General features: G+C 65.6%; 9 protein-coding genes. 3 read left to right on the top strand and 6 right to left on the bottom strand.

The window, feature by feature from the left end:
- Nucleotides 1-26 precede the first annotated feature (26 nt).
- The 3 genes from AC1RMD_RS00955 (at nt 27) to AC1RMD_RS00945 (ending at nt 5732) form a co-directional block, all read left to right on the top strand.
- A complete protein-coding gene (locus AC1RMD_RS00955; protein ID WP_492922765.1) occupies nt 27-1526 on the top strand; it encodes a glycoside hydrolase family 30 protein in 1500 nt (499 codons plus the stop codon).
- Between the two features lie 74 nt (nt 1527-1600).
- Nucleotides 1601-2971, top strand: a complete 1371-nt coding sequence (locus tag AC1RMD_RS00950) for a glycoside hydrolase family 5 protein (protein ID WP_492922763.1) — start codon at nt 1601-1603, stop codon at nt 2969-2971.
- Nucleotides 2972-3014: 43 nt separating this feature from the next.
- Nucleotides 3015-5732 (top strand): TonB-dependent receptor, encoded by a 2718-nt coding sequence (locus AC1RMD_RS00945; protein WP_492922761.1) that lies wholly within the window; start codon nt 3015-3017, stop codon nt 5730-5732.
- A gap of 34 nt (nt 5733-5766) precedes the next feature.
- On the opposite strand, the gene AC1RMD_RS00940 is transcribed toward AC1RMD_RS00945, so the two are convergent.
- From AC1RMD_RS00940 to AC1RMD_RS00915, 6 genes are all read right to left on the bottom strand, one after another.
- Complete coding sequence (locus AC1RMD_RS00940; protein ID WP_492922759.1) at nt 5767-6159, bottom strand: EF-hand domain-containing protein; 393 nt, start codon at nt 6157-6159, stop codon at nt 5767-5769.
- 41 nt (nt 6160-6200) lie between these two features.
- Entirely contained in the window at nt 6201-7805 is a 1605-nt protein-coding gene (locus tag AC1RMD_RS00935) for a S10 family peptidase (RefSeq protein WP_492922757.1), read from the bottom strand.
- A 58-nt stretch (nt 7806-7863) separates the two neighbouring features.
- Nucleotides 7864-8343, bottom strand: coding sequence for a nucleoside deaminase (locus AC1RMD_RS00930; protein ID WP_492922755.1), 480 nt, complete (start codon nt 8341-8343; stop codon nt 7864-7866).
- Nucleotides 8344-8450: 107 nt separating this feature from the next.
- A complete protein-coding gene (locus tag AC1RMD_RS00925) occupies nt 8451-9533 on the bottom strand; it encodes a BMP family ABC transporter substrate-binding protein (protein WP_492922753.1) in 1083 nt (360 codons plus the stop codon).
- A 23-nt stretch (nt 9534-9556) separates the two neighbouring features.
- Nucleotides 9557-10408 (bottom strand): outer envelope protein, encoded by an 852-nt coding sequence (locus AC1RMD_RS00920; protein WP_492923549.1) that lies wholly within the window; start codon nt 10406-10408, stop codon nt 9557-9559.
- Between the two features lie 120 nt (nt 10409-10528).
- Nucleotides 10529-11281 (bottom strand): GntR family transcriptional regulator, encoded by a 753-nt coding sequence (locus AC1RMD_RS00915; RefSeq protein WP_492922751.1) that lies wholly within the window; start codon nt 11279-11281, stop codon nt 10529-10531.
- Between the last annotated feature and the right edge of the window lie 63 nt (nt 11282-11344).

The following is an 11344-nucleotide window of genomic DNA, read 5'->3' as shown; positions in this document are numbered from 1 at the left end:
CCACGACCCTTCTGCATGGAGACCGAATGTTCACAGCCAGACCCGCTGCGCCGGGCGATGCGGCCATGCGCCCTTCGCCAGTCCGCCTACCCCGGCCACCACTGTTGCGCCTGCTTGCCCTGCCGCTGTTGCTGCTGTGCGCGCACGGCGCAACCCAGGCTCAAGCGCAGGCCCCGGGCCGGGTGCAAGCCTGGATCACCACCGGCGACCAGAGCCAGCTGCTGGCGCGCGGCGCCGACGCCGCCTTCGGCGCCGGCGTCAAGGCCGCCATCGTCATCGACGTCGACCCGGCCCAGCGTTACCAGGAGATGGTGGGCTTCGGCGCCGCCATCACCGACGCCTCGGCCTGGCTGATCCAGAACCGCCTGAACCCGCAGCAGCGCGGCGCGCTGATGAACGAGCTGTTCGGCAAGGCGCCCGGCGCCAACTTCAGCTTCACCCGCCTGACCATCGGCGCCTCCGACTTCTCGCGCCACCACTACAGCTTCGACGACATGCCGCCCGGCCAGAGCGACCCGACGCTGGCGCATTTCTCCATCGAGCCCAACCGCGCCGACGTGTTGCCGGTCACCCAGGCCGCGCTGGCGATCAATCCCAATCTGCGCGTGATGGCCTCGCCGTGGAGCGCGCCGGGCTGGATGAAAAGCACCGACAGCCTGATCCAGGGCACCCTGAAGCCGGAAGCGTTCGCGCCGTTCGCCGCCTACCTGTCGCGCTATGTCGGCGCGTACGAGAAGGAGGGCGTGCCGATCTACGCGCTGACCTTGCAGAACGAACCGCATTTCGAACCCAAGGATTACCCCGGCATGCGGGTCGAGCCGGCCAAGCGCGCCGCCTTCATCGGCGGCCACCTGGGCCCGCTGCTGGCGAGGGAACATCCGCACACCCGCATCCTCGACTGGGACCACAACTGGGACGAGCCGGGCTCGCCGGCCGATGTGCTGAACGACCCGCTGGCCAGGCAATACGTCAACGGCGTGGCCTGGCACTGCTACGGCGGCGACGTGCGGGTGCAGGCCGCGCTGCACGACCGCTGGCCGGACAAGGACACTTATTTCACCGAATGCTCGGGCGGCAAGTGGGCGCCGGTGTGGTCGGACAATCTGCAGCACTTCGCCCGCACGCTGGTGATCGGCGCCACGCGCGGCTGGGCCAAGGGTGTGCTGTTGTGGAACCTGGCGCTGGACGAGAACGACGGCCCGCACCTGGGCGGCTGCAAGGATTGCCGCGGCGTGGTCACCATCGACAGCCGCGACGGCAAGGTCACGCGCAACGAGGAATACTACGCGCTGGCCCACGCCAGCCGCTTCGTGCGCCAGGGCGCGCGCCGCATCGCGTCCAGCAGCGGCTACAACGAGCTCGACACGGTAGCCTTCCGCAACGCCGACGACGGTTCGGTGGCGCTGCTGGTGGTGAACTCGGCCAAGGCGCCGCGCAGCTTCGCCGTGCGGCTGGCGCCGGGCCGGCGCAGCTTCAGCTACACCTTGCCGGCCGCCAGCGTAGCCACTTTCACCTGGAAACCGTAAGCAGAACTGCTGTGCAGGCGCACGGCAGTTTTTTCAGAACGCAAGTGGAAGCGCTTCCACAAAAGGAGAAACAGATGTCCAGGTTGCTGAGTGTGTTGTGCGCCGCGGGGTTGGTTGCAGGGTTGGCCGCTTGCGGCAGCGGCGGTGGCGCCAGCGTCGCGGCGCCGCCGGTGACGCCGCCCGCGCCGCCGGTGGCAGCGATCAAGCCGACCCCGGTGACGCCGGTGCCGGTGCTGCCGCTGACCATGCTGCACACGCAGGGCACGAAGTGGCTGAAGGCGGACGGCGGCCAGGTGGCGCTCAAGGGCACCAACCTGGGCAACTGGCTGATCAACGAATTCTGGATGATGGGGCAGGGCAGCGCCGGCATCGACGACCAGTGCAAGCTGGAGGCCAATTTCGACGCCCGCTTCGGCTACGCCGAGCGGCAGCGCCTGATGCAGCTGTTCCGCGACAACTGGATCACCAGCCGCGATTGGGACCAGATGCAGAAGTTCGGCCTGAACCTGGTGCGCCTGCCCTTCATCTACAGCGTGGTCGAGGATGAAAAAAATCCGCGCCAGCTGCGCGCCGACGCCTGGCGCTACCTGGACGACGCCATCGCCCAGGCCGAGAAGCGCGGCATGTACGTGATCCTCGACCTGCACGGCGCGGTCGGCTCGCAGGGCTGGGAGCACCACAGCGGCTGCGCCAACAAGAACCTGTACTGGACCACGCCGGAATTCCAGGAGCGCACCGTCTGGCTGTGGCAGCAGGTGGCCGGCCGCTACAAGGAGCGCGCGGCGGTGGCCGGCTACAGCGTGCTCAACGAACCGTGGGGCACCAGCGCCGCCAACCTGGCCGCCGTGGTCAAGACCTTGTACACGGCGATCCGCGCGGTCGATCCCAAGCACGTGGTGATACTGCCCGGCCACAACACCGGCGACATCGGCGCCTACGGCAAGCCGGCCGCTCAGGGCATGAGCAATGTCGCGCTGGAGATGCACTTCTATCCCGGCCTGTTCGGCTGGGGCCAGACCGGCCTGCAAGTGCACCAGGACTGGCTCACCTGCGGCGGCGGCAACAGCGGCGTGTGCGAATGGGACAACAAGATCAAGGCCGTCGACACCGCCTTCTTCATCGGCGAAACCCAGCCGTGGATGGGCCTCGGCCTCGACCTGGGCGGCCAGGTCGCCCGGGTCTCCTTCGATACCTACGCCAAGTATGGCTGGGCCACCACGGCGTGGAGCTGGAAGGTGGTCAGCAACGGCGGCGGCCAGGGCAACGGCAGCTGGGGCTTGGTCACCAACGCCGCCGGCGCCGCCGTGCCCGCCGTCGATTTCAGCAAGGCGCCGATCGCCGAGATAGAAAACCTGTTCAAGTCGTTTGCCACCCAGGCCTATGAGGTCCACCAGCCCGTGCAGGACTGGATGACCAGCAGCACCGCACCACAGCCGTTCCGTTAGCCGTTAGTATTTCCCACCCGTCTAAAAATACAAGAGAGACCAGATGATGAGCAAGCCAACCCAAACACTCGCACTGACACCGATCGCCGCCGCCTGCGCGGCGCTGGTGTTCGCTTCCGCCCCGACCTGGGCGCAGCAGGGACCGTCCGCCGGCGCGGACGACAAGGAGGTCCAGTCGGTGGTCATCACCGGCATCCGCCGCAGCATCGAAACCTCGATGGCGATCAAGCGCGATGCCGATTCCATCGTCGAGGCGATCACCGCCGAAGACATCGGCAAGCTGCCCGACGTCAGCATCGCCGAATCCATCGCCCGCCTGGCCGGCCTGACGGCGCAGCGCGTCCAGGGCCGGGCCCAGGTGATCTCGATCCGCGGCCTGGCGCCGGACTTCTCCGGCACCCTGATGAACGGGCGCGAACTGGTCTCGACCAGCAACAACCGCGGCGCCGAGTACGACCAGTATCCGTCCGAGCTGATCAACGGCGTCACCGTCTACAAGACGCCCGACGCATCGCTGGCGGGCGGCGGCCTGTCCGGCACGGTGGACCTGCACACCGTGCGTCCGCTCGACATCCGCGAACGCACCATCGTGTTCAACGCGCGCGGCGAGCACAATTCCAACGGCAAGCTGAACGCGAACACGCCGGCCAACGGCAACCGCGTCAGCGCCTCGTATGTGGACCAGTTCATGAACAACACGCTGGGCGTGGCGTTCGGCTACGCCCACCTGGATTCGCCGGGCCAGCAGCAGGAATACAAATCGTGGTGGTGGGGCAACGACAACAAGCTGCCCAAGGGTTTTGAAGACGTGGTGGCGCTGAAAGGCGCCGAGGTGACGGCCACCTCGCGCAAGCAGAAGCGCGACGGCCTGATGGGCGTGATCGAATACCGTCCGTCCAAGGAGTTCCGCACCTCGCTGGACCTGTACTATTCCGAATTCAAGGAAGACACCACCATGCGGGGCATGATGTGGAACTCGCACCAGTGGAGCGACGTCACCTATACCAACCCGCAAATCCAGACCATAGGCGGCACCCGCCTGCTGGTGGGCGGTTCGCTGGTCAACCTGGAACCCATCGTCCGCAACGACTTCAACACCCGCAAGGACCAGCTGGGCGCGGTGGGCTGGAACAACACCTACAAGAAGGACGGCTGGACCCTGGTGGGCGACGCGTCGTACTCGACCGCCAAGCGCCGCGAGCAGGTGCTGGAAACCTATGCCGGCCTGGGCCCGTCCGGCTCGCACGTCACCGACAACAACTTCCAGTTCAAGATTCCGACCGCCAGCGGCCTGCCGACCTTCACGCCCAGCGTCAACTTCGCCGACCCGGCCATCATCAAGCTGACCGACGTCGGCGGCTGGGGCAAGGATGCCGACATGCACCACCCGGTGGTGGAGGACAAGCTGGGTTCGATCAAGTTCTCGGCCAAGCGCGACCTCGAAGGCATGTTCCGCAGCATGGAAGGCGGCGTCAACTTCAGCAAGCGCGAGAAGACCCACGCCGACACCAACAACTACTGGAACCTGAAGAACGGCCGCGCGCCGGCGGTGGTCTCGTCCGACCTGATCCAGCCGTCCACTGCGCTGGCCTTCGCCGGCATCCCCAGCGTGCTGACCTATGACGTCATGGGCGTGCTGGGCAAGTACTACACGATGCAGCCGGCCCGTCCCGACGACCAGGCCCTGCAGGACTGGGGCGTGACCGAGAAAGTCACCACCGCCTACGCCCGGCTGGGCATCGACACCGACGTCGGCCCGTTCCCGCTGCGCGGCAACCTCGGCCTGCAAGCGGTCAACGTCGACCAGAAATCGCGCGGCGCCACCGTCAACGCCGGCAAGCTGGGAACCATCAGCGGCGGCGCCAACTACACCGACGTGCTGCCCAGCCTGAACCTGAACTTCGACCTCGGCAAGTACCTCGACACCACCAACCTGCGCTTCGGCGCCGCCAAGACCGTGGCCCGGCCGCAGATGCAGGACATGCGCGCCGGCGTGTCGGGCGGGGTCGACGCCACCACCCGCATGTGGAACGGCAGCGGCGGCAACCCGCAGCTGGAGCCGTGGCGCGCCAATTCCTACGACCTGTCGATGGAAAAATACATCGGCAAGCGCAGCTATATCGCCGCCGCGCTCTGGTATAAAAAGCTGCAGAGCTACATCTACAACCAGCAGACCGCGTTCAGCTTCGCCGGCTTCCCGAATCCGTCGGGCGTGGTGCCGCTGCAGGATATCGGCACGCTGAACCGGCCGACCAACGGCGCCGGCGGCCTGGTCAAGGGTATCGAGCTGTCGGGCGCGCTGGACGGCGGCCTGCTGTATGCGCCGCTGGAAGGCTTCGGCGTGACGGGCAGCATGTCCGGCACCGAAAGCTCGATCCATCCGAACGGTCCGGGCACCAAGGAGAAGCTGCCGGGGCTGTCGGGCGTGGTGTCCAACTTCACGGTCTACTATGAGAAATCGGGCTACCAGGCGCGCGCCAGCCGCCGCTACCGTTCGGCGTATCGCGGCGAGGTGACGGGACTGTTCGCACAGCGTTCCTTCAGCGAGATCCTGGCCGAGCGCCAGATCGACTTGCAACTTGGCTATGCGATCGAGGAGGGCCGCTACAAGGGGCTGTCCTTCCTGTTCCAGGTGAACAACCTGAACAACTCGCCCTACCAGACCCGCCAGGGCGACGCGTTCTCGGGCGGCTCGTACGCGCCCGAGCGCTACACCACCTACGGCCGCCAGTTCCTGCTGGGCTTGAACTACAAGCTGTAAGCCGGTGAATGTAAGCTGATGAAGCGCGCGCCGCTCAACGCGAGCGCGCTTCTTCGCGGCGCTGGATGATGAAGGTCTTCAGGTCCTCGAAGGAGACCACGCCGCGCTGGGCGCTGTCGATGTGGTCGAAGTTTTTCTCGACGAAGCCCAGGCCGGCCTTGCGCGCCTCATCGCGGCTCAGGCTGCCGCTACCGTCGAGGTCGGCCTCTTCAAAGCGTTTTTTCAGCTTTTGCATGGCCTGGAATTGCAATACCGGGCCGGAGGCGCCGTCGCGCGGCGGCTTGCGCATGGCCGGCGGGATGTAGGGATCGGGATGTAGCGGCGCCGACATCATGACCGGCGCGGCTTCCCGATTCGGCACCTGGGCGTACGCGCAGGCGCCGACCGTGGCGGCGGCCAGCATGGCAATGTGGACTGGCAGTTTCATGTTCGTCTCCCCCGCGCAGCAGATTGAGCCTGGCGCATGGCTTAAGGTGTCACTGTGACGCTGTTGAAGAAATTAATCAAATCCATTTGCTGGGCCCGCCGCGCAGTGTCGTCTAGATACGTCATATGGCCACTTGCATAGTATTTGAGCACAATTAAGGGATTGGCACCCAAACGCGCCAGATCGAGTTCGGTCTGGTGGAAGGGCGTGGCCAGGTCGTGGTAGCCGTTGACGGCCAACACCTTCATGCCCGGGTTCAGCGTCATGGCGGCGGCCAGGTCCGGGATGGTGTCCGGCAGCTGCTTGCCGTCGTGGCTGAAGTTCCATCGATCGACGATGTCGTTGTAGCCGGTGTAGCGCGAGCGGGCGCTGTAATGCAGTTCGTCGGACAGGTAGCCCGCGATGCTGTTGACGAAGGCGGCGTTGACGACCGTCAGCGAGGGATCGCCGTCGACCGTTAGCGCGCTGCCGTTGGGGGCGGAGACGCGGGCGTCGTAGCGGCCCACCAGTTTGCCCGGCAGCGCGTTGCGTCGATAGTAGTCCGGGCCCATGTCGAAGTTCTGCTGCCAGGTCAACACCGGCAGGCCGGTGTAGCCGACCAGCTGCGCGATCACGCCGGCCGGCGGTGCAACCTTGCTGGCCAGGTAAGCCGTCATGGCGCTGCGATAGTCGCCGGCGGCAAAGCTGCGCGCCAGCTGCACGTAGGCGCTGAAATCGGTGGGCAGCGGATTGCTGCGCTGGTGGTAGGCGCTGGTGGCGGCGTAGGTCGGGACGTAGCCCTGGCAGCTGATGGCGCCCGGATCGAGCACGCCGCAGTTGCTGTTGTAGTCCATGATGGACGACTGCAACACCACCGCGGCCACCTGCACGCCGGCCAGTTCCAGCAGGTTGGCCAGCACCGCCGTGCGCGGCGTGCCATACGATTCGCCGAACAGGATCTTGGGCGAGGCCTCGCGCTGGTTGACGGCCACGTAGCGCTGCACGAAATCGCGAAAGGCGGCGGCGTCCGCGTCCACGCCCCAGAAGGTCTGGTTGGTGTTGGGCGCGATGGCTTGCGAGTAGCCGGTGCCGATGGCGTCCACGAACACCAGGTCCGATTGCGCCAGCAGGGTTTCCTGGTTGTCGACCAGTTGCGCCGGCACGATGGTGGCGCTGGGTATGGTGCTGACCAGCCGGCGCGGCCCGAAGGAACCCAGGTGCAGGTAGGTGGAGGCGGAACCGGGACCGCCGTTGTAGAAGAAGGTGACGGGCCGCTTGGCCGGACTGGTGCCGGCCACGGTGTAGGCGACGTAGAAGAACGAGGCCGAGGCCTTGCCGGTGCGGACGTCGGTGGCGGTCAGGTGGCCGGTGGTGGCGGTGTAGTTGAATTGCTGGCCGTTCAGCTGGATATGGCTGGCGATGACGGCGGCGCTTTCGTTGGGCGCGGACAGCGAGGCGTTGGCGAGGCTGGAATAAGCCAGCGTGTCGTCGAAGGCGCCCGGCACCGCCGGCGCGGTGGGCGTGAGCGGTGCGCTAGGCCCGGAGGGAACGGTGGCAACACTGGAACCGCCACCACCGCCGCAAGCGACCAATAACGCGGCGCAGGCGGCGACCGCCGCGGCACGCCATTCAAACCGCCACCCGTGCAATTTTGTAGGATTTGCCACTGTGCTCTCCACCAGGCCGGATCACAATTATGATCTCGACTTGTGTGAAATGCATCAGCTATTTTCTCCAGAATCCGGCGTGCGCCAGCCGCGCCTCGTCCTCTCGCAGCGGCCCGATGACTTCAGTCGGACGCTGGCCGCGCGCGAACACCTCGCGGCAGGGCAGCGACAGCGTCGGATTTTCGGGATCGCTGCCGGTCAGTGCCAGCAGGCTTGCTTCCGACATCGCATACACCACCCGTCCGACGCCGCTCCAGTAGGTGCCGCCGGCGCACATGGCGCAGGGTTCGGCGTTGGCGTACAGCGTGGCCGTCGCCAGTTGCTCCGGGCCGTGGCGCTGCGATGCCTGGCGCAGCGCGTTCATCTCGGCGTGCGCGGTGCGGTCGCTGCTGGAGGCATTCATCGCTTCGGAGATCACCGTGCCGTCGGCGGCGACCACCATGGCGGCAAAGGGATGATGGCCCTCGTCGCGCGAGCGCTGCGCCAATGCCAGCACGCGGGTGAGGAATTCGTGATCCTGATCGGTGGCGTTGTGCATACAGTCTCCTGCGGAGGGTCAAGTCTGACATTCGGACACGAGCTCTGCCGTATCCGCTGTTACGGCAGAGCTCGTGTCCGAATGTCAGACTTGACCCCAGGTGGGGCTTACTTTGGAATCGAGCCTTCCACGCCTTGCACGTAGAAGTTCATCGACAGCAGGTCCTTCAACGGCACCACCACGCCGGCAGCGTACTTGACGGCGCCCGACTGGTCCTTGATCGGACCGGTGAACGGCGCGAAGCTGCCGGCGGTCAGCGCGGCCTTCTTCTCTTCGAACACTTTGGCGGCTTCGGCAGGCACCACGGCATTCAAGGCCGACATCTTGACCATGCCTTCCTTCATGCCGCCGTGGTAATCGCCGGTTTTCCAGGTGCCGGCGATGACCGCTTTGGCGGTCTCGATGTAGTAGGGCGCCCAGTTGTTGGTGGCCGCCGTCAGGTGCGCCTTCGGCGCGAACTTGGACATGTCCGAATCCCAGCCGAACGCGTACACGCCTTTTTCCTGCGCCACTTGCAGCGTGGCCGGCGAGTCGGTGTTCTGCGCCATCACATCCGCGCCCTGCGCCACCAGGGTTTCCGCCGCCTGGCGTTCCTTGGCCGGGTCGTACCACGAGTTCACCCAGATCACCTTGGTCTTGATGCCGGGATTGACGCTCTGCGCGCCCAGCGTGTAGGCGTTGATGTTGCGGATCACCTCGGGCACCGGGAAGGAGGCGATGAAGCCCAGCGTCTTGGACTTGGTCATCTTGCCGGCGATGACGCCGTTCAGGTAGGCGCCTTCGTACAGGCGCGATTCGTAGTTGCCCAGGTTCTTGCCGGTCTTGACGCCGGTGGCGTGCAGGAACACCACGCCCGGCGTGGACTTGGCGACTTTCTCGGTCGGATTCATGTAGCCGAAGGAGGTGGTGAAAATCAGCTTGTTGCCGCCGGCGACCAGCTTGCGGATCACGCGCTCGGCGTCCGCGCCTTCCGGCACGTTCTCGACGTAGGTGGTCTTGACCTGGGCGCCGAGTTCCTTCTCCATCGCCAGGCGGGCCTGGTCGTGGGCGTAGGTCCAGCCGGCGTCGCCGACCGGGCCGACGTAGACGAAGCCTATCTTCAACGGCTCGGCCGCGAAGGCGGAGGCGGACAGGCCGATGCTTGCGGCGGCCAGCGCGGCCAGTGCCAGTACTTTGCGACGATTCATCATACGGTTTCCTTTGGTGGTCATGGTTAGAAGTGGTACTCGGCGCGCACCATCGGGGTTTTCGCCGTGGCGCCCGGATTGTTGGTGTCGGGGTTGCCGAACTTGTTTTTCCAGAACTGGTATTCGATGCCGACCTTGAAGGTGTTCTTCGGCGCGCTGATCACGGCGCTCATGTCGTACATGATCTGCATGTCGATGTTGGTCTCGCGCGCGGTGTCGCCGCCGAATTCGTTCTTGCCCTTGGTGCCGATGAAGTTGGCGAAGCCTTCGAACGACAGCGGAATGCCGATGTCGAACGGGATGCCCCAGGCGGCGGTCAGCATAGGATGGGTCTTGTAGGCGTAGCGCGGCGTGGCGGCGCCGGTGAAGGAGTTGTACGGCGCGTTGCTCTCCCACAGCGCGAACAGGCTAACGTCGAGGAAGCCCGGCACGTCCAGCATCAGCGTCGGGCCGGCCACGATCATGCGCTTCTTGGAGTTGTAGCCGGCGTCGGTCTTGCTGTTGTAGTCAAAGCCGGCGGTGGCGCCGACGCCGCGCACCGGACCGAAGGCCCAGCTTTTGCCGGTGACTTTGCCCAGGTCCAGCGTGTGCCGGTACAGCGCATAGGCTTCATGCGCGCCGCTCTTGGCGCCGGCCGACGACGGGTCCACTTCCGACGACATCAGCAAGTCGACGCTGAAGAAGTTCTTGCCGTACTTGTAGCCGGAGACGCTGCTCAGGTTGACGATGTTCTTGGTGATGTCCTGGTTGTTGAACGGCTCGGCGAACTTGGTGCCGTAGCGGTAGCTGAGCGAGGTGTCGCTCCAGTCGGCGGCATGGGCGGCGCAGGCGCAGCAGGTGAGGAGGGCGAAGGCGGTGCGGGAGGCGAGACGGGACATCATGAACTCCATTCAGTGAGATAAGTGGACAGCGTTTGTAAAAACTTCTTTTGTATCCAATTCGTTAAGGCGATTGGATTCAATCTCATCGACTTCTCTAGCAATTCCCGGGCCACGCCGCTAGTACCCGGACAGCGCCTCGGCCAGATTCACTTTCTTGTCCTGCTCATTCAGGTGCAGGCGCGCTTCGATTTCCAGCAGGTGGTGCTCGATCAAATGGATGGCCTCCTTGGTTTTTCCCTGTTCGATCAGGGTGGCCAGGTCCTGGTGCTCGTCGTTCTCGCACATGGTGGCGCCGGGCGCTTCGTACAGGGCGATGATCAGCGAGCAGCGCGACACCAGTTCCGCCATGAAGCGTTGCAGCACCTGGTTGCCGGCCAGTTCCGCCAGCAGGATGTGGAACTCGCCGCCCAGGCGTATCCAGCCGGCGCGGTCGCCGGTGCGGCGCGCCTGGTCCTCTGCGTGCAGCGCGGCGCGGATCTGCTTGAGCGAGGCGGGGGTGGCGTTGCGTATCACCAGCGGCACGATCTCCCTTTCGATGGCGCGGCGGGCGGCGAAGATGTCGCGCGCCTCCTCCGGCGTGGGCGAGGCGATCACCGCGCCGCGATTGGGCCGCAGCTCGATGATGTGGTCGTGCGCCAGTCGTTGCAGCGCCTTGCGCACGGTGGTGCGACTGACTTGATACAGTTCGCAGAAATCTGCTTCGCCCAAATGGGTGCCGGGCGGCAGGCGGTGGCTCATGACGGCGTTGACGACCGCGCGATAAATGCGCAGGTCGACGGCGGTGGTGCCGCGCTTGGTGGCGGCAGGCGCGCCCACGGCGACGGCCGCTGGCGCGGCCTTGCGAGGTTTGCGTTTGCCTGGTGATGGCATCGATCGATTCTCCGTGAGGGTGGTACTCACACTGCATAAAGCAGGAACCATGCTAACTACATC

This window comes from Duganella sp. GW822-FHT06D06 (assembly GCF_058799615.1).
Note: the sequence above shows the minus strand (reverse complement) of the source record. Positions and strands in the feature narration are given on the sequence as shown.